Raw genomic sequence first — 19208 nt, forward strand, 5'->3', positions numbered from 1 at the left:
TCTTGCGGCCTCGGGGCGGAGGGATCTGGCCGCGAAGGTCCGCTGGGTGTCCCAGGAGGACGGTGATGGCGCAGGCTATGATATCGCCAGTTTCGCACCCGATGGATTGCCACGACTGATCGAGGTGAAAACGACGAATGGATGGGAGCGCACGCCTTTCTATATCTCGAGAAACGAGCTGGAGGTTGCAGACGCCCGTCGCCACGAATGGAGCCTGGTGCGTCTGTTCGACTTTTCCCGGAATGCGCGCGCATTCGAGCTCCGGCCGCCACTCGAAACCCATGTTTCGCTGATGGCGACCCAGTTTCAGGCCGCCTTTAACTGAAGGCGGGTTCGAAATGACAGTTACTCTGAAGGATAAAGGCGTCGCCAGAGCCCTGCGGCGGCAGCCCTATTCCTCCTCACCCTCCACCACGGCCGCCATCGCCTCCTCCTGCAAAGCCTGACGGCTAAGCAACCCCGCATCCTCCAGCGCCTCGATATCCGGCAGCTCGCGCAGCGTTTCCATGCCGAAGGCGGACAGGAAGTGCTTCGTCGTGACGTAGGTGTAGGGTGCGCCGGGGGTCGGACTGCGGGGGCCGGAGGCGATGAGGCCGGCGCTGCGCAGCGACGCGATGGTGTCGCGGCTGACCGTGCGCCCGAAAATATCCGACAGGGCGCTGCGGGTGACGGGCTGGAAATAGCCGATGGCCATCAGCACCATGGACTCGAATTCCGAAAGCGCTGCAGCGGGCGCGCGGGTCGGCGCGACCGATGCGCGAATGGCCTCGGAAAACCGGGGGCGCGTGCGGTGCTGCCAGCCGCCGGCGACCGCGACCAGCTCATAAGGACGGTCACGCAGTTCCTCGCGCAGATCGTCGATCAACAGGTCGAGGCTGCAGTCCGTGCCGACGACCCGCGCCAGAACATCGCGCGTCACCGGCTCGGACGAGGCGAAGATCACCGCTTCGACCCTCAGCATCCATTCGCGCCAGCGCAGCGCCGGCGGCATATCCGCCAGTTCCCGTTCGAACAGGCCTTCGCCGTCCGCGCCGTTTTTCGGCTGTCGTTTGCCGCGCTTGGAACCGGAACCCGTCATCGTCACAACCCGTAAATTCTGAAAGAAGACCGCCCGGAGAGTTCACGCACGGCGCCGAATCCTTCCAGCCGCTCGAACAGGCGCGCCGAGGCCCAGCGCGAGAGATCCGTACCGGAGGCGGACACGGCGTCTTCCTCCAGCAGTTTGTGGAAAACGGCATCGGCACCTTTTGTCCTGATCTTCGGCGCCACGGCCAGAAGCGTTGCCGCCCGCCGGGAAATGTCACGCGCCGAAGACAAGGCGTGTCCGGCCGCCGACACCAGCGCCAGGCAGACAGCCCGGTCAAAACCGATATCGCCGCTGCCCACACGCCCCCTGCCCGCACCAATCCGGAACGCGCTGGCATAGCGCTCGGCCAGAAGCAGCGGCACGGGCCGGCTCCAGCCCAGCATCGCCGCCACCAGCATGTCGGCCAGCGCAAAGGCCAGCGGTTCGTCTTCGCCGGCATCGTGGCAGATAGCCCTGATCAAAGCTGCGGCGGCAAACGGCGCGGGCCTTCCCGACTGCAGCGCCCTATCCGCATGCCCGGCAATAGCGGCAAGCCGGTCATCCGGAACTGCCAGACCGAAATGATCGGCGAGAGCAGCGATGGCGTCCGCCGACAGGGCGGGACGACGCATGACCATTCTGCGATAGCCGAGGAACACGCGGCCGGCAGGCCCGGCATCATCGTCAACGGAGCGCAGCAGCACGGCGTCCCGCAGGCCTCGTTCATCCTCCCTGCGCCCCATCAGCCGCAGCGCCGTTGCCGCACATTTCAGCGCCTGACGGGCGCGCCAGCAGCCGGCCCAGACGGGATCGGACCGCACAAGATCATCAAGCATTTTCAAGGCGATACCTGCGGAAAAGGCAGAATCCGCCTCCGTCGTTTCAAGTGCTTGCGGCAAAGCCCAGCCCGGCAACCGGGCGGGTTCCGTCAAGGTTGATCCATGTGTTTCAGCGCGCGAATCCATGCAGGCAAGGCTACATCATATGCGCGGTTTAATCTAGAATTTTCGACATAAACCGCACAGCTTGTCTTTTTGATAAAATGAATGATAATGTTGTATTATCATTCATAATGTACTTTATAAAGAAAACCCGCGTTTTGAGGCCGCAAATGCCCGAAAATGATGTCGATCCGACCTCCGCTCCGTCTTACGGCACGCCGCGGCAGGATGATTCAGAGCTTTCCGTGGTGTCGACCGGCCCGGCCTCCAGCCTTGCGCCGCTTGTCGACCGCGCCCGCACTTACGTCGAGGCCGCCTCGTCCGCCAATACACGGCGCGCCTATGCGTCGGACTGGAAACACTTTGCCGGATGGTGCCGGCGTCAGGGACTTTCCGCGCTTACGCCGGATCCCCAGACGGTCGGTCTCTACATCACCGCGCTTGCATCGGGCGCAGCGACGCCAAAGGGCAAAGGCGCGTCCGTTGCCACGATCGAGCGGCGGCTGTCGGCGATTGTCTGGAATTTTGCCCAGCGCGGGCTGCATCTCGACCGCCGAGACCGCCACATCGCCACGGTTCTCGCCGGCATTCGCAACAGCCACGCCGCGCCGCCCCGCCAGAAGGACGCAATTCTGCCGGAAGAGCTGATCGCCATGCTGGAAACGCTGGACCGCGGCACGCTCAGGGGCCTGCGCGACCGCGCCATGTTGCTGATCGGTTTTGCCGGCGGTCTCAGGCGTTCGGAAATCGTCGCGCTCGACGCCGGACGTGACCAAACGGAAGACGGCCGCGGCTGGATTGAAATTTTCGACAAGGGCATGATCGTGACGCTGCGCGGCAAGACCGGCTGGCGAGAGGTTGAAATCGGCCGCGGCTCATCCGACCTCACCTGCCCCGTGGCGGCCGTCGAAACCTGGCGGACATTCGCAAAGATCGCCCATGGTCCCCTGTTCCGCCGGGTCACCGGTAAAGGCAAGTCCGTCGGCGCCGAACGGCTGAAGGATCAGGAGGTCGCCCGTCTGGTCAAGCGCGCCGTGCTTGCCTCCGGCATTCGCGGCGATTTGCCCGAGGCCGAGCGCGTCAGACTGTTTTCCGGCCACTCCTTGCGCGCCGGTCTCGCCACTTCGGCGGAAGTCGACGAGCGCTATGTGCAGAAACAGCTCGGCCATGCCTCGGCGGAGATGACCCGGCGCTATCAGAGACGACGCGACCGGTTCCGGGTCAATTTGACAAAAGCGGCCGGACTTTAGACGCAAACGATAGCAAACGGCGTCCAGAGCGATCGCAAAAGTCCGATTTCCAGGCCGTAGCAAGAGGAAAGGCGCAGAGCCCAGTCAAAGGACCGATATTTTCGCGATGCACGGGTTTCGGCACAAACGGTATGCGGGCCGTCACCTTCGTTGTGACGGAGCAACGGCCATCATCCGCTCCCCTTCCCTTTGCGGAAAGTGCGTGTCAAGACAATAGACAAAAGGCGAATTTGCCCTCCATTCGGACACGCTCCTATACCTTTGCGCACGTGACAGAACCAAGCCCATACGCAAGACTTTGGGCATGACACACGCGCACACACAATTCGCTCCGGATTTCTTTGTCGTCGGCGCCGCCAAGGCGGGCACAACGGCCATCTATCACTGGCTTGCGGGCCACCCTGACGTTTTTTTGCCGGCCGTGAAAGAGCCCGGTTTCTTCGCCTATGCCGGCAGATCGGCGATCCCGGACAAGGGCCCCTATGACCCTACCTATTGCAATCAGATCATCACCGATGGCCCGTCCTATGCGGCCCTCTTTGACACGGCAGCAGGACGGCTGACGGGAGATGTGTCGCCGGTCTATCTGATCGACCGCAATGCGGCGGCTCGTATCGCGGCCGTTCGCCCCGATGCGCGCATCATCATCCTCCTGCGCGATCCTGTCGAGCGGGCTTTCTCGCAATTCATGCATCACATGCGCGACAGCCTTGAGACCTGCTCGACCTTCGAGGAAGCCCTCGAAGCGGAAGAAGAGCGGTTGCGTGATGGCTGGAGCTGGGGGCATGGATACGCGACCCACGGTTTCTACGCTGCACAGATAGAGCGGTATCTCGCATTCTTTCCAGAAAACCAGATACTGTTTTTGGACTACCGCGATCTCCAGAATGCGCCGGAGCAGTGCTGGCATCAGCTTTGCGGGCATCTGGCTCTTGAGCATCAGCCGCTGTTTCGCAACGAACGGGTCAATACCACGACCGATCTGACCCAGGTCTCGGCCCGCCCCGGGCTGGCGCGGCGGCTGAAGCAGCCCGGGGCGTTTCAATCACTGCTGAAACGGGCCGTGCCGCCAGGCGTGAGATCGCGTATCCGGCCCTATCTCGAAGGTCGCGGTCGCCCTGTTCCCGTATTGAGCGATCAGACACGACACGCCCTTACCCGGCGATTTGCGCCGGAGCGTTCACGCATCGAGAACCTGAGCGGGCTTTCCCTGTCGCATTGGGGATGAACGGGACAGATGCGATCTGGCGGCGCGTACAGAAAAGCTCGTACGGTCGGGTCAGAGCGGCTTTTCCTTTAAAAAGCAAATATCAGCCCGGCAAGGACTGAAACGGATCGTGCACCGGAACGCCGAGCGGCGCGAAATGGCGGAGATTGCGGGTCAGGATCGTTAGCCCGTGAGCCTTTGCCGTCGCAGCGATGGCGATATCGGCAAAACCCGGCTGATGAGCGCGGGCGGCATCGAGGATCTCGCCTGCTGCATGGGCGCAACGAAGATCGAAGGGCAGAATCTTCTGTCCATAGAGATATTCGATGCTCTGCCACCACGACTGCAAACGTTCAGCCTTCGTCTTGGCCTGTTCCCGTTCGGCCTTGGCAATTCCGGCGCGCACCTCCGCCGCCGTCACAGCCGACAGGAAAAGATCGTCGCTTGCCCGGTCGAGCCAGTCGATCAGCGCTGTCTCACGCCCGCGTTTTGATGGCGCAAGTGCTGAAATCACATTGGTATCAACAAGATACATCAGAATGCGACATCCCGGCCGGGTTTGTCGCTACGCTCGGCAATCGTGTCCTCATCGCCCGGATAGGCAGCCAGAAGCTGGCCGAAACTGGGCACATGCGCGAGTTTTTCATATTCCTCATAGGACAGAATAACAGCTTCCTTCCGCCCATGGCGGGTAATCACCGAAGGTTTGCCGTGAACCGCCTGATCGACAACCGCCGAAAAGGTCGCCTTGGCATCTCTGAGCTGAATTTCCTTCATCATCGTCATCCCAGTTTGTAACCACTGTAGTCATATATAGTCTGTCAGCGCGGTTTTCTCAAGTGCCGCGTCTTCACCGGTTCGAGATGGCCTCAGGTTTTCATCCGGGCCTTGAGCGCCGCCGAAACTTCCAGTCCTTCCGCCTGGGGGCCGTTTTCGGTCGTCTCCCGGGACCGGTCCCTGCCCGCATCAAGTCGGGCGCGCAGCAAGGCCATGATCATCGGCCAGACCGAGAACCGGTCATCGCGGGCCCGTTCCGTCAGGCTGCGCAGATAACCGCCGGCATTGTTGATCTGGTCGGCGCGTTGATAGATCGCCGCCAGCGTGATGGCTGCGTGTTTGTCGCCCATAACCTCGCAGGCTTCCCGCCAGGCGCTTGGACTGACGCCCAGCATCGGCCGTGCCGTTTCGCAAACGCCTAAGAATTCGCGCCAGTGGCGGATTTCACCGCCTTTCGCCAAGTCCCGCCAGTTTGCGCAGGCATCCAGAACCAGGTTCAGCGGCAATTCCCGTTTCGGCAGGCTGTGCAGGTTGTCGGTTTCGTCGGCATTGCCGCTATCTTCTTGATTTTTTCTAGCGCCATATTCAGATTCAAATTGAGATTGTGGGTTTGAATTCTGTATGTGACGCTCAAAATGAGACTCATTGGCGTTCATATTTTCCGAATTCAGCTGATTTTCCAATGCTTCATGCACTTCATTCAGCAAAAGTTCGAGCGCATCGCAAAGATCATCCAGCAAGGACAGCGACGGCGAGCGCGGAAGCCGGCCGACAATGGCAGCATACATCTCTGACATCCTGCTCCAGTCACCGGGAACGCCCTCATTCAGCCCGGCCTCGATCAGCTTGACGATATCGCGCCTTAACAATGTCAACCGCTCGCGCTGAAGCCTGTAGGCCCGCTTTTCCGCAGCAACTTCTTCCGCCAGTTCCTCGAACTCGGCCGCCCTGGCGACGATCGGCGACAAATCGAAGCCATAGGCCTGCTCGACGTCCCCTCCCCTGCCCTTGCGGGCAAAGCGTTTGCCGTTCGGGCTGTCGCGACGGATGACCAGGCCGCAATCGACCAGTACCGCCAGGTGTCGCCTCAGCGTTGCCGGCGACATCCCGTTTGCGCGAGCGGCAAGCTGTGTGTTGGAGGGCCAGACGATCAACTGGCCATCGGCCGCAAGCTCCGTTTCCGGATGAAACGACAAGAGCGCATTGAGCACCGACAGACCGCGATCGGTGGCGCCCAGGCGTTCGCGCGCCTCGCGGATCAGATGAAAAGTCTTCCATTTGTGCACACATGCCCCTTCCGGCATGGCGCTTGCAGCCTTCTGGCTTGCCATCATGGCAAGGGACATCGGCCGCCGCCCGAAGGGCGTCGCTACAGTCGCATGTTCCATGGTTTCACCTTTCAAAAAGGCAAAAGAAACCGGCCATCCGACCGACAAAACTGCCGGCAGGGACTTGACTGCGATTCGAAGAAATGCGACTCAAAGGTTGCTTAGGACTTTGAGGCTCTCCGTGTGAACCGCTCGGGGGGCCTTTTCTTTTACCTGATCTCTCCTCTGCTCTCCTGTTTCAACACACATCACCAACCGGCAGCACGCTTATTGCTTGCGCTTGTTTTTGCCGGAAGACGTTGAAAAAAACTCATCGGCCAGTGCGTCGAGTCGCGTCTCCAGCCATTCGGCGAATGCAGCTTCCCGGCCGGGAATGGAAATCGTCGTGCCGGTGCGGCTGCGGATTACCCGCCCGAGAACACGGCCATTGCCGGAAATATCGCGCGTTTCGGCCTCGTCCTTGTTGGCAGACGGTCCACGCGCGGCCTTTAGCGCCAGATCGACGCGATGGGCGGAATCGGCAGACTTGAAAGCCGGATTATCCATCAAGGCGCGCACACGCTTGATGGCCGCATCGCCGTCTTCGGCGCAGGCATCGGCCAGCGACATCCATTTCGGCCGTCCCACGCCCTTTGCCCGGCCAATCGCCCGCACGATATCCGTCGGCAGAGCGCGCGCGACCTTCAGCATCAGCGACAGCGGGGTCTTGGAAACGCCGAGCACGGGCTCGATCGCAACACCGGAAAAGCCGGCGGCGCGCAATTGCTGCGCCCATAGCGCCTGCTCGATCCAAGTGAGGTTTTCACGAACGCCGTTTTCCAACGACTGTTCAACCAGCAGTTCCTTGTCAGAAAGCGGACGGATATAGGCGCGAACACGGATTTCACCCGGCGTTTCGCTTTCGGCCGCCAACAGCCTGACGGCCGCCAGGCGCCGATGGCCATAAGCCAGCTGATAACGCCCCTGTTCTTTCGGATGCGGGCGCACCAGAACCGGAATCTTCTGCCCCTCGGCCTTGATCGAGGCGGCGAGGCTTTCGATTTCCTCGGCAACGGCGCTGTCGCTTTCGAACCGGTCATTATAGGGCGAGGCATCGATCTTTTCCGGATCCAGCACGGTAATGCTGCTTTCCGAAAGGCTGTTCAGCGCCTTGCCGACATTGCTGATGACCGGGGAACCGCGCCGACCGCGGGCAAGCGGCGATGCCTGCTGCTCGCTGCTATCCTTGTCCGCATCTTCGGGACTGGCTTCCGCCATCATTTTCAGAATGCTTTTTTTCATGATGCTCTGCCCCAGACCTGCCACAGAAGCGCAAGCACCTCGCCATTGACGTTGTCGGCGCTCTCCAGCGCGCGCTTCAGGGTCTCGCGGCCGACTTCGCCGCTTTCCAGTTCGTAAAGCGTCTTCTTGGCCACCCCTGCCCCGGCAATCGCGGTGGATTCGACCGCTTCGTAGACCAGCACATCGTCATCGAACAGCCGGCGCATGACGCTTGCCATATATTTCTGCGGCCCGTCATTGGGATTGACCCGGGTCAGCAGGAACTTGACGAAGTCATGCTCGAAATGCGCCCCGAACTCGGCCAGCGTCTCGGCGAGATCGGAGATCATGATCAGGAACTGGTTGCAGGACGCGACATCGAGCATCGCCGGATGCACGGTCACGACCAGTCCCGTCGCCGCATAAAGGGCGGCCAGCGTGGCATAGCCCAGCGACGGCGGCGTATCGAGCACGACAAAATCATAATGCTCTTCGACCGAGTGAATGGCATGCCGCAGCCGTTCGAAGAACAGGCCGAGTTCGTCACGCTCGCGCCGTGCCAGATAGGCCGGTGTATCGAATTCGAAATCCATCAGTTCCAGATTGCCGGGTACGAGATGGATGCCGGGGAAATAGGTCTCGCGAATGACATCGGCCAGCGCACGGCGCTCATTGTCATAACGCAGGGCCGCATAAACCGTCTCGTTCTCGGCCACGTCGAATTCCGGCTGCAGGCCGAAGATCGAGGTCATCGAGGCCTGCGGGTCGAGATCGATGCAAAGCACGCGGTAGCCCTGCAGCGCCAGATAATGCGCCAGATGGATGGATGTCGTGGTCTTGGAACTGCCGCCCTTGAAATTGGCCGTGGCGATCACCTGAAGCTTCTCGCCCTCGCGACGGCGCGGCCAGAGTTTCAACGCATCGTCAGGCCGGTGTTCGGCGAGATATTGCCTGAGCTCCGACAGCTGTTCGACGGAATAGATCCTGCGATTGTTTTCCGCGCGATGCGGCTGCGGCCCCTTGCCATCGATACTCATCGACCGCAAGGTGCTTTCGGGAACGTCGAGCATCTTGACCAGATCAAGCGTCGAAAATGTCCGCGTAAAGGCCTTGTGCGCTTCCGGCGGATAGATACGATGACGCATCACCTGAAGCTCGGCGGAGAGCTTGTCGGTGTAATCGGCGATCTTTTCCGCGGTGTCGCCCGAGGTGACGTGTGCGGGTTTTTCGTTCATCTGACGGTTTCCGAACCAAAAATGGAATGTTGGCGTCAAGCGTGGATGACTCGCACCGATTCTGCAAGCCTTTTTTCGTTAATGAAAGGTTAACGCCCGACACGTGTTCTCTCCCCTGCTCCCGCCGCCTCTCCCATCCATCGCGCCAGGGATTTGTATCATGTCCAGATGCTCGCTTTATGACGACGGGCGGTTGGTATGTGATTGTCGATCGGACCAGAGCAAGAGCAATAAAACCCGACGGTGCTGAACACGTGCGCAGCATGGTTTGAAGGGCTCGCACAGAGATGTTGAACGTATCGGCAACGACTCGCTCACCTGTCCCGGCCACCCATTATTTTAACAGGCGTTGTAGAGGAGTTGACATGGAAACTCATGTTGAGGCACTCGACGACGTCCTGCCCTGTCCGTTCTTCCGGCCGGTATGAATAAGGAATGCTGCACCACCGATCTTCTTTGTCCATAGCGAATCGGCTTCGCTTTACAGATATTATCGACGACCGCTATCACAGTAGTGACATATGATGCACGGAACGGCTTGCGCGGTTATGTCTTTTCCGATGCTACCTATAAGACTTTCCGTCCCAACCTTAACAGCATCGTTCCATGGGCCTCGGAGCTTCACCAACAAGGTGGCGCTGTTCGAGAGACAAGCGATAGTGCCGCATCGACGCCATGAGCATTCCTAATTGCCAAGCCAGTGGAGTACCCGACCAAATACCCTTCGCCGGCACGGCTGCGCCTCGACTCTTTCTCGTTTGCGAGATACCTGTTGCATCAATTGAACGCAGGCAAACGAATTTGCGACCTGAACATTTGGGGGCGACTCGCAATAGCGCGGCGCGGCATGCTGAGACGGCCGCTAAACAAAGCCGCCTTCGTCATGAAGCCAGGCGTGCAGCCGAGGCATCCTGTTCATTCACAATGTCGAAGAACACCGGAAACATCATGATATGTTTTCAGTTGAAAACTTTCCATGCGATCAGAAGCGATCTCGGATGAGGAAATCAAAAGTTTTCAATTGAAAACATCACATCGAGCGGCTCGTTGCCATTGCGACGAAAACTTCCGATGAAGACCATGAATCGCATCCCCAAAGAAACACGACAACTCAATTAAAGTCGTAGCTTATAATAGCTGACCCCGAACCTGAAATCACATACCGGGCCTCGCCTAGAAACCGCCGCCCTCGCTATCGCGCCATCATCCAACACGAGGTCGCTCGCCTTTGGAGACTGCACCAAAAAAACTCTCGAGGATTTATCGTCGCCAGACAGACGTTTCGCAACAGGCCGGCAAAGGACTCAGTTCCAGATTCTTAATCTGGGTCAACGGATACGACATAAACCAGTGATCGGCAGGAACGGCGCAGGCTATGCAAAGCGCATGGTTAAGGACATCTGCGAAACAGGCTATCTGAGGGGTCGAACCAACATCCCGAAATCAATCTACTGTTCTTCGCCACTCCGGAGACATGCAAACAGAAACGGCTGGATATATTCTCGGTACACCTCACTCAGCCTGGCCGTCTTAAGTCCCGGCGTCGAAGCTCAACACTAACCGAAGGCGCAAGCGACGCGGTAATCCTCACAGCGCCATCGATGACCTTCCTCGTCTGAACGAAAACATGTCGCTAAACCGGAGAACAGCTGGGCCCGTCGCGGGCGAGGGGAACTTGCTGTTCGTAACGATCGCGGCCACTCGATCAATCGCTGACCGGGTCCAACCGACATGACCGCCACAATGCATACGAACACATGCGTGGTGCCGTGACCAGCTTGACTATGGCATTCGACACGGTCGCTACGCTCCAGCGCCATTAGTGTTTGAAGGAGAGTACCGCCGCCGCCTCACGTATCGACTGAACGACCATCAAACGCCTGTCACTTCGATGCAAACGATAACACTTTGAACGTCTCGCTTGACTGCGAAGGCGTGACGGTCGCAGCTATATTCCCCGAGACAACACGGCCCGTCCATCCCTATCAAGCTTAGAAAGGGAAGAAGTTCGCATCCATGTTCCGCCACAGCGCGAAAGCTGTTGTCGTTGTCGTTTACGGCATCGGAGAAAGACACCCGGTCCAATTCAGAGCAAATTCGATCCGCCTTTCCGGCCAGGATCCGATCGATACTGCTATCGCGGCAAAATAGAATATTTTTGAACACAAACTGTCGACAATGCTTATTGGCCGACGTATGGTCAAAATCAGCGAGTCTTCCGCGCGGTCGCGGTATCCTCGGTTTCCGCGCTACGATACAACAGACCGGCGATAACGCGCGACAGTGAAACGAAAGGCAGAGGCAGCGATGGCGGAAACGGCGAAAGCGAAGACACGCGGATCAGGAACCCAGAAGGTTTACGAAGCACTACGGCGGGAAATTCTGGCGATGGACCTGATGCCCGGCAGTCCGCTGGACGAAGTGAGGCTTTCGGAGCGCTTCGGCATGTCCCGCACGCCGGTGCGCGAGGCGCTGCTGAAGCTTTCGGGCGACGCCCTGGTGACCACGCTGCCCAACCGCAATACCATTGTTTCCGCTATCAATTTTGCCGATATGCCGTCTTACTTCGAGGCCCTGACGCTGATGTACAGGATCACGACCAGAGGGGCGGCATCACGTGCACCGCACGAACAAACCATGATGGCCAATATCCGCGACCGGCAAAGCGAGTTCGTCGCCGCCGTGGAGGCACAGGATGCCTTTGCGATGATCGAGGCCAATCGCGAATTTCACGTCGCCATCGCGAACCTCGCCGGCAACAGCTATTACACCGGTTTCTTCTCACGGCTTCTCGACGAGGGGCGCCGTATCCTCCGGCTTTATTATTCCACCTTCGATGACCGGCTCCCGCGGCAATATGTCGACGAGCACGAAGAGATGATTGCAACGATCGAGAACGGCGACACCGAAAAGGCCGATCGGCTGGCGATTGCCCATGCCGACCAGATCGTCCGTCAGATACAGGAATATCTGGCCCGCGAAACGGAGCAGGCCCGCGCACTGTCGCTCGACTGAAACAATGCCTTCCCGGATGTGCTTATGTCCGGAAAGTTTAATAACAACAAATGTTTAGCATCTCGCTGCCAAAACGCGCCATCCGGTGACAGGGCAGGCGGGATGTTTCGGCGATGCGGTGACCTGCTGCCGTCATCCGCCGGCAAAGCATGGGGAACATGATGGAAGACGTATCTGGCGCAGATGCCGTTGTCATTGGCGGCGGCATTATCGGATGCATGATTGCGCGCTATCTGACTGAAGCCGGACGCGCGGTGACGATCCTGGAGCGCAGCGAAATCGCAGCCGGCAGCAGCGCGGGCAATGCCGGCATTCTCGCCTTTCCGGAGATCGTGCCGATCCCCTCGCCGGGGATCACCTGGAAAGCGCCGGTGTGGTTGCTCGACCCGCTGGGGCCGCTGACGATCCGTCCGGCCTATGCTGCAAGACTGGTGCCGTGGTTCTGGCATTTCTGGCGCGCCAGTTTCCGGAAGAATTTCGAACACGGCCTCAAGGTTCAAACCGCGCTGATGCGGCTGGCGATCTCAGAATTCGAACAGGTCCGCAAGGACGAGCATCTCGCGCCATTCGTGGTCAACACCGGCACGCTCGATCTTTATGACAGCGAAAAGAGCTTCAACGCCGCCGCGCCCGACTGGGCCCGCAAACGCAAGGCGGGGTTTGATTTCCACCGCGTCGGCCGCCGCGAGATCGAAGAGCTTCAGCCCGGACTGGCGCCGCAGTTTGAACATGCAATCTACAGCGATGACGGCTTGCAGGTTTCCGATCCCGCCGGGTTCACCCGCGCCATTGCCGAAAGCCTGCGCGGGAATGGCGTCACGATCCGCATCGCAGAAGCGGAGGCCATCGAACCGACGGGGGAGGGGGCACGCATTCGCCTTACCGATGGCAGCGCGCTTGCGGCCCGCACCGTTGTGGTCGCCTGCGGCGCATGGTCGAAGCGGCTTGCAAAAAGCCTCGGCGAGGCCACGCCGCTCGATACCGAGCGCGGCTACAACACCACATTGCCGGCGGCCTCTTTCCCGCTGAAGCGGCAGCTTTATTTCAACGATCATTCCTTCGTGGTCACGCCCCTGAAAGACGGTGTTCGCATTGGCGGCGCGGTGGAGTTCGGCGGGCTCGATCTGCCGGCCAATTTCAAACGCTCCGACATGCTGATAAAACTTGCCAAACGATTTTTGCCGGGGCTTGAAACCGGCGGCGGCGAACAGTGGATGGGTCTGCGCCCGTCCATGCCTGATTGCCTTCCGGTGATCGGCCGTTCGAAGGCTGCCCCGAACGTGATCTATGCCTTCGGCCACGGCCATCTGGGGCTGACCCAGTCGGCAGCGACCGCACGGCTGGTTTCAGAGCTGAGCGCCGGGCAGAAGCCTTCCATCGACCTCCATGACCTGCGCTTCGACCGGTTCAGCCGGCTGTGAGGCCTCACGCCTCAAGAGCCAGCGTTGACCGGATCAGAAAATCGCGGGCGTCCTCGCTGACAAGGCCGATGAGCTTTTCGCGCACCAGAGCGTGGTAGTTGTTGATGAACGCAATGTCCTGCGCCGACAGGGCGGCGACATCCACCGGTTTGAGGTCGATGGGCACAAGTGTCAGCGAGCGGAACCGGCAGAAGCCGAGCAGGGCGGCAATCACTTCCACCTGGTTTTCGATCCTCAAGCCGTAGGCGCCGGCCTCGTAGTAGCCGGGCTCGATGGTCATGATATTTCCCGGCTCGAGGCCATAAGTGTTGGCCTTCTTGGCGAAGCGGTGCGGGTATTCGTGCACCAGAAGATTGTGCCCGACGCCGTGGCCTGTGCCGTGGTCGTAATCGAGGCCCAGCTGCCAGAGCGGCAGGCGGGCAAGCGCATCGAGCTGATGACCATATGTGCCTTCGGGAAACGTGGCCGAAATCAGCGCGATGAAGCCTTTCAGCACAGCAGTATAGGTGTCGCGGACCGGCTTTTCGGGAATGGCCAGAAACAGGGTTCTGGTGACATCGGTGGTGCCGTTTTCATACTGACCGCCGGAATCGATCAGGTAGGGCCCGTCCGGCGTGATCGCCGCATCGCTTTGCGGCCCGGCATTGTAATGGCACATCGCCGCATTGGCGCCCGATGCCGAGATCGAGCGGAAGCTGGCTTCGAGAAAGCCCGTCCGGCGGGCGCGGAACGACAGCAGCCTGTCCTCCGCCTCGATTTCACGGATCGGATTGCCGGCAGCCGCGCGCAACGGTGCTTCACGTTCCAGCCATGCGAGAAATTCCGTCAGAGCAACGCCGTCTTCGAGATGGCAGTCGCGGTAGCCTGCAAGTTCAGCGGGCGTTTTCCGCGCCTTGGCAATAGTCAGCGGGTTATCGGCGGCAAGGACCGTGCCGCCGGCATTTTCCACCGCAAAACGCAGGGCCACCGGGGCGAATGACTGGTCGATCAGCACCGTCTTGTCTTTGGCCGCGGCCTTCACGGAAGGAATAAATTCCTCGACAGACTTGAGGCGAATGCCTTCAAGCTCGAATGCGAAACGGTCATTGGGCAGTTTGCGGCTGTCGACGAACCAGTCGATGCCGCCGTCTGCCTGCAGGATCATGAACGACTGAGGCACCGGGTTCATGGCGATATCGCTGCCGCGCAGATTGAGCAGCCAGGCGATATTGTCCGGCAGCGTTTCCGCCATCATGTCGGCCCCGGCCTCGGCAATCTTCTTGCCCATGCGCACCGTCTTTGCCGAAACGGTTTCGCCGGAAAGGGCAGGGGGCATGGGGCGGACAAGGCCGAGCGGCTTTTCGGGTCGGTCGGGCCAGATTGCGTCAAACGGGTCACTGGGTACAGGCACGAGCGTGAAACCGACCCTTTCGGCCGATGCCGACAGACAGTCATAAAGGGCAGTGTCGATCAGCATCGGATCGAAACCGATCCGCCAGCCCTTCCGTCCATGGGCCGAAAGCCAGCCGTCGATTGGATCATTGTGCAGGTGGTGCACGTCGTAAAACGCGGGGTCGACCTCGTGGCGCACCTGAATTTCATAGCGGCCATCGACGAAAATGAGCGCGTTGTCTTCCAGAACCAGCGCCAGACCGGCGGAGCCGGAAAAGCCGGTGATGAAGGCCAGCCAGTCATCATGCGGTGCGGTTACCTCGCTTTGATGGGGGTCGGCGCGCGGCACGATCAGCCCGTCCAGACCTTCGGATTTCAGCAAAGTCCGCAGTGCGGCAAGGCGTGTGGCGATTTGGGGATTGGCTGTCATGGCATTTTCCTCACCGTCAGGCGCCGCGCACGCGCGGGTCGAGAACGGCATAAAGCAGATCGACGATGATATTGGTGACGACGATGAAAAAGCCGCCCATCAGCACGATGCCGATGATCACCGGCCGGTCGAGATTGCGCACAGATTGCACCGCAAGCGCACCGACGCCCTGCAGTCCGTAAATCTGTTCGATGACGATGACCCCGCCCAGAAGCAGCGCGATATCGGCGCCGAGCTGGGTGATCAGCGGCGTCAGCGTGGCGCGCAGGCCGTGCTTGTAGACCACCTTGGCCTCCGAAAGCCCCTTGGCGCGGGCGGTGCGGATATAGTCCTCGCCCAGAACCTCGATCAGCTTGCCGCGCGTCAGCCGGGCATAGATGGCGGCCGTCACCAGCGCCAGCGTGGTCCATGGCAGGAACAGGTGCCAGGCCCAGTCCACCGGATCGGCCAGAAAGGGCTTGTAGCCGCCGGGCGGAAACAGCATGAAGCCGGCCTTCCGCGGCAGGAAATAGAAGACATAGAGCGACAGCATGCCGAGCACGAAGGTCGGAAACGACAGGCCCAGCAGGATAAACCCCTGTCCCAGCCGATCGCGAAAACCGCCGGGAAACCGTGCCGACATGATGCCGATGGGAATGCCGAACGCCAACCAGAAGATCACGCCGCCGATGACCAGCGATATGGTGGCCGGCAGGCGACGCACGATCAGTTCCGTCACCGGTTGCTGGTTGCGGTATGAAAAGCCGAGATCGCCGATCGCTGCCTTGGCGATGAACCGGCCATATTGCACATAGATCGGCTGATCGAGACCGAGATTGGAGCGTATCTGCTCCAACTGGGTTTCGGTGGCCTTGTCGCCGGCGATCATGCGGGCGGGATCGCCCGGGGCGACGAAAAACAGCACGAACACGAAGATGCTGAGCGAAAACAGGATGAGAACGGCAAAGCCGATGCGCTGGGCGAGATAGCGGCTCATGAACGCGCCTCCTTCTTCAGTCGCTTCAGAAGCGATTTGCGGACCGGCCGCGCTTTCGGATCGAGCGCATCGCGCAGGCCGTCGCCCAGAATGTTGAAGGCAAGCGTGGTCAACAGCAGCGCCAGCCCCGGAAACACCACTAGCCACCAGGCGACGAGATAGATGGAGTTGGCCGAGGCATCGGCCAGCATGCCGCCCCAGCTTGGCGTCGGCGGCACAATGCCGAGACCGAGAAAGGACAGCGTCGCCTCGAAGACGATGGCCGTCGGGATCATCATGGTGGTGTAGACGATGATCGGCACGGAAAGATTGGGCAGGATATCGCGCAGCACAATGGACACCGGACCGGCGCCCAGCGAACGGCTGGCGGCAATGAATTCCCGGCGGCGCAGCGAGGTCACTTCAGCGCGGATCACGCGGCCCATCGTCGTCCACGAGAAGAACACGATCACGCCGATGCTCAGCGACAGGCTGGGGCCGAAAACCGAGACCAGCGCCAGCGCGCAGAGCAGAAACGGCACGCTCATCACCAGATCCATGATCCGGCTTAAAACCATATCCACCTTGCCGCCGGCAAAACCGGCAATGGTGCCGACGGTGATGCCGATCAGCGCGGCAGCCAGCGAGGCGACAACGCCGACAATCAGCGAGATGCGCGCGCCATAGGCAAGGCGCACCAGAACATCGCGACCGAGATGATCGGCCCCCAGCCAGAAGTCGTGGTTCGGGCCAACCGGCAGCCCCATCGGGCTCATGCCGATCTTGCGGTATTGCTCGATCGCCGTATGGCCGGTGATATCGGCCACCAGAGGGGCGGCCAGCGCAAAGGCGATCAGCAGCAGAATGAAACAGGCGGCGGCGAGACTGGCGCGGTCGCGCACCAGCCTTCTCAGCGTCAGTTCCAGCGGGCCGCGCTGCACGACATGGCCGGTGTCATCATCGTCTTCGGCGGGATCATGTGTGAGAGCGTTCATGCCGCTTCGCCTCCCGTGCTTTCAATGAGCCGCCGCGCGGGCATCGTGTCCGTCGCGATTTCATGCATGGATGCCGCCATCAGCTCGCGTGTGTAGGAATCGCGCGGATGCGCATAGATGTTCTCGGCGCTGTCGAGTTCAACGATCCGGCCCTTGTTCATCACCGCGATCCGGTCGCAGACATGGCGGACAACGGACAGATCGTGCGAGATGAACAGATAGGTGAGGTCGAGTTCCTGCTGCAGGCGGCGCATCAGATTGAGGATCTGCGCCTGGATCGAGACATCGAGCGCGGATACAGGTTCATCGAAGATGATGATGTCGGGATTGAGCGCCAGCGCCCGTGCGATGCCGATACGCTGGCGTTGACCGCCGGAAAACTCCGACGGATAGCGGTTATAGTGCTCAGGGTTGAGGCCGACGCGCTCCATCAGCGCCTGCACCCGGCGCTTTTTCTCGGCACCCGAACAGATGCCGTGGATGCGGAACGGATCGCCGATGATCGAGCTGACTCGGCGGCGCGGATTGAGCGAGCCGAACGGGTCCTGAAAGACAAGCTGAATGCGTTTGCGCATGGCCCGCCAGTCGGCCCGGGTGAGGGTGTCGAGCATCTCGCCTTCGACGACCACATCGCCGGAACTGGCCGGAACGAGACCGGCCAGAACCCGCGCCAGCGTCGATTTTCCGCAACCGGATTCGCCGACAAGGCCCAGCGTTTCGCCCTTGTTGAGCGTCAGGTCGATGCCTTTGAGAACATGCAGCGTCTTCGGCGTGCCTTTGATGCTGCCGCCGGTTTCATAGTACAGGTGAATATCCACGGCCTCGATCATGCGTTTGCGGTGGGTGTTTTCCGGCGTCTTGTCTGCCACCGGTATGTCGCCGGTCGCGGCGGCCTCAGCTGCGGCGCTTTCCGTTTCCAGCCAGCACAGCGCCTGCGTGCCATCATCGTATCGCCGCAGCGGCGGGGGCTTTCGACAGATATCCATTGCCTTTGCGCAGCGCGGGCGGAAGACGCAGCCCTTCGGCGGCGAAAGCAGGCTGGGCGGGCGTCCGGTGATCGGCTCGATCATGGCGCCGGGCGTATATCGCGATGGCGAGGAATTCAGAAGACCGGCGGTATAGGGGTGAACCGGCGCGGAAAACAACGTTCCGGCTGGCCCGATTTCCATGCGGTTTCCGGCATACATCACCATGACCCTGTCGGCGATGGACGACAGCAGCGACAGGTCGTGGGTGATCATGATCACGGTCGTGCCGAGCTCGCGGCGCATCTCGTCCAGCAGCGCGATGATCTGCGCCTGAACGGTGACATCGAGCGCGGTCGTCGGCTCGTCGGCAATGACGAGCGGCGGATTGAGGATCAGCGCCATGGCGATCATCACGCGCTGGCGCATGCCGCCGGAAAACTGATGCGGATAGTCATCGAACCGGTGCGCTGCATCGCGGATGCCGACCCGTGTCAGCATCGCAATCACCCGCTCGCGCGCCGCCTTCCGGCTGACCTTTTCATGGGTGTGGATCATTTCGGCGATCTGGTCGCCGATCGTATAATAGGGATGCAGGCTGGACAGCGGGTCCTGAAAGATCATGCCGATGCGCGCACCGCGCAGCGTTCTCAATCGCCGTCTCGAAAGGGTGAGCAGGTCTTCGCCTTCGAATGTCACCTGACCCGAGATCGCGGCATTGGGCAGGAACCCCATGATCGCCTGCGTCAGCACGCTCTTGCCCGAGCCGGACTCGCCGGCAATGCCGAACAGCGAGCCTTCTTCGACGCTGAAGGAAACCTTTTCGGTCGCGTGAACGATGCCGTCTTCCGTCGGAATTTCAACGGTCAGATCGCGCGCGTCGAGGATGGATGTCAAAAAAACTGCCTCCATAACGGAACCGGGTGAGGGCGATATCGCCTCAACCGCCGACAAGGTTCGAAACCTCCTCTCGCGTCATGCTCGGGCTTGAC

16 protein-coding genes are annotated in these 19208 nt (G+C 60.5%); 5 read left to right on the top strand and 11 right to left on the bottom strand.

Annotated features, from left to right (window positions below):
* Window positions 1-25: 25 nt before the first annotated feature.
* Window positions 26-325 carry a protein NO VEIN domain-containing protein gene (locus ABID12_RS13365; RefSeq protein ID WP_354434718.1) on the top strand — a complete coding sequence of 100 codons (300 nt, stop codon included), beginning with the start codon at window positions 26-28 and terminating at the stop codon, window positions 323-325.
* A gap of 66 nt (window positions 326-391) precedes the next feature.
* Here ABID12_RS13365 and scpB read toward each other — a convergent pair whose 3' ends face one another.
* Both scpB and ABID12_RS13375 read right to left on the bottom strand, forming a co-directional pair.
* Entirely contained in the window at window positions 392-1078 is a 687-nt protein-coding gene (scpB, locus tag ABID12_RS13370; protein ID WP_354434619.1) for an SMC-Scp complex subunit ScpB, read from the bottom strand.
* 2 nt (window positions 1079-1080) lie between these two features.
* A complete protein-coding gene (locus tag ABID12_RS13375) occupies window positions 1081-2031 on the bottom strand; it encodes a DUF1403 family protein (RefSeq protein ID WP_354434620.1) in 951 nt (316 codons plus the stop codon).
* Between the two features lie 146 nt (window positions 2032-2177).
* Between ABID12_RS13375 and ABID12_RS13380 the strand changes: the two genes are divergently transcribed.
* On the top strand, window positions 2178-3257 hold the full coding sequence (locus ABID12_RS13380) for a site-specific integrase (RefSeq protein ID WP_354434621.1): 1080 nt from the start codon (window positions 2178-2180) through the stop codon (window positions 3255-3257).
* A gap of 304 nt (window positions 3258-3561) precedes the next feature.
* Window positions 3562-4485, top strand: a complete 924-nt coding sequence (locus ABID12_RS13385) for a sulfotransferase family protein (RefSeq protein ID WP_354434622.1) — start codon at window positions 3562-3564, stop codon at window positions 4483-4485.
* Window positions 4486-4567: 82 nt separating this feature from the next.
* Here ABID12_RS13385 and ABID12_RS13390 read toward each other — a convergent pair whose 3' ends face one another.
* The 5 genes from ABID12_RS13390 to repA form a co-directional block, all read right to left on the bottom strand.
* A complete protein-coding gene (locus ABID12_RS13390; protein ID WP_354434623.1) occupies window positions 4568-4999 on the bottom strand; it encodes a type II toxin-antitoxin system VapC family toxin in 432 nt (143 codons plus the stop codon).
* Window positions 4999-5241, bottom strand: a complete 243-nt coding sequence (locus tag ABID12_RS13395; protein ID WP_354434719.1) for a type II toxin-antitoxin system Phd/YefM family antitoxin — start codon at window positions 5239-5241, stop codon at window positions 4999-5001. The genes ABID12_RS13390 and ABID12_RS13395 overlap by 1 nt, the downstream gene beginning before the upstream one ends.
* Before the next feature lie 92 nt (window positions 5242-5333).
* A complete protein-coding gene (gene repC / locus ABID12_RS13400; protein ID WP_354434624.1) occupies window positions 5334-6629 on the bottom strand; it encodes a plasmid replication protein RepC in 1296 nt (431 codons plus the stop codon).
* 207 nt (window positions 6630-6836) lie between these two features.
* On the bottom strand, window positions 6837-7850 hold the full coding sequence (gene repB / locus ABID12_RS13405) for a plasmid partitioning protein RepB (RefSeq protein WP_354434625.1): 1014 nt from the start codon (window positions 7848-7850) through the stop codon (window positions 6837-6839).
* Window positions 7847-9064, bottom strand: a complete 1218-nt coding sequence (gene repA, locus ABID12_RS13410) for a plasmid partitioning protein RepA (protein WP_354434626.1) — start codon at window positions 9062-9064, stop codon at window positions 7847-7849. The genes repB and repA overlap by 4 nt, the downstream gene beginning before the upstream one ends.
* Before the next feature lie 2307 nt (window positions 9065-11371).
* Between repA and ABID12_RS13415 the strand changes: the two genes are divergently transcribed.
* Both ABID12_RS13415 and ABID12_RS13420 read left to right on the top strand, forming a co-directional pair.
* Window positions 11372-12079, top strand: coding sequence for a GntR family transcriptional regulator (locus tag ABID12_RS13415; protein ID WP_354434627.1), 708 nt, complete (start codon window positions 11372-11374; stop codon window positions 12077-12079).
* A gap of 161 nt (window positions 12080-12240) precedes the next feature.
* Window positions 12241-13500 carry an NAD(P)/FAD-dependent oxidoreductase gene (locus ABID12_RS13420; RefSeq protein ID WP_354434628.1) on the top strand — a complete coding sequence of 420 codons (1260 nt, stop codon included), beginning with the start codon at window positions 12241-12243 and terminating at the stop codon, window positions 13498-13500.
* Between the two features lie 4 nt (window positions 13501-13504).
* Here the strand turns inward: ABID12_RS13420 and ABID12_RS13425 are convergent, their stop codons facing one another.
* The 4 genes from ABID12_RS13425 to ABID12_RS13440 are packed head-to-tail and all read right to left on the bottom strand — an operon-like array spanning window position 13505 to window position 19113.
* Window positions 13505-15301, bottom strand: a complete 1797-nt coding sequence (locus tag ABID12_RS13425; RefSeq protein ID WP_354434629.1) for an aminopeptidase P family protein — start codon at window positions 15299-15301, stop codon at window positions 13505-13507.
* 16 nt (window positions 15302-15317) lie between these two features.
* Complete coding sequence (locus tag ABID12_RS13430; RefSeq protein ID WP_354434630.1) at window positions 15318-16277, bottom strand: ABC transporter permease; 960 nt, start codon at window positions 16275-16277, stop codon at window positions 15318-15320.
* Complete coding sequence (locus tag ABID12_RS13435) at window positions 16274-17251, bottom strand: ABC transporter permease (RefSeq protein WP_354434631.1); 978 nt, start codon at window positions 17249-17251, stop codon at window positions 16274-16276. The genes ABID12_RS13430 and ABID12_RS13435 overlap by 4 nt, the downstream gene beginning before the upstream one ends.
* Window positions 17248-19113: a dipeptide ABC transporter ATP-binding protein gene (locus tag ABID12_RS13440; protein ID WP_354434632.1), complete on the bottom strand. Its 1866-nt coding sequence runs from the start codon at window positions 19111-19113 to the stop codon at window positions 17248-17250. The genes ABID12_RS13435 and ABID12_RS13440 overlap by 4 nt, the downstream gene beginning before the upstream one ends.
* Between the last annotated feature and the right edge of the window lie 95 nt (window positions 19114-19208).

The organism is Martelella mangrovi, from assembly GCF_040545495.1.
GTDB classification, from domain to species: Bacteria; Pseudomonadota; Alphaproteobacteria; order Rhizobiales; family Rhizobiaceae; genus Martelella; species Martelella mangrovi.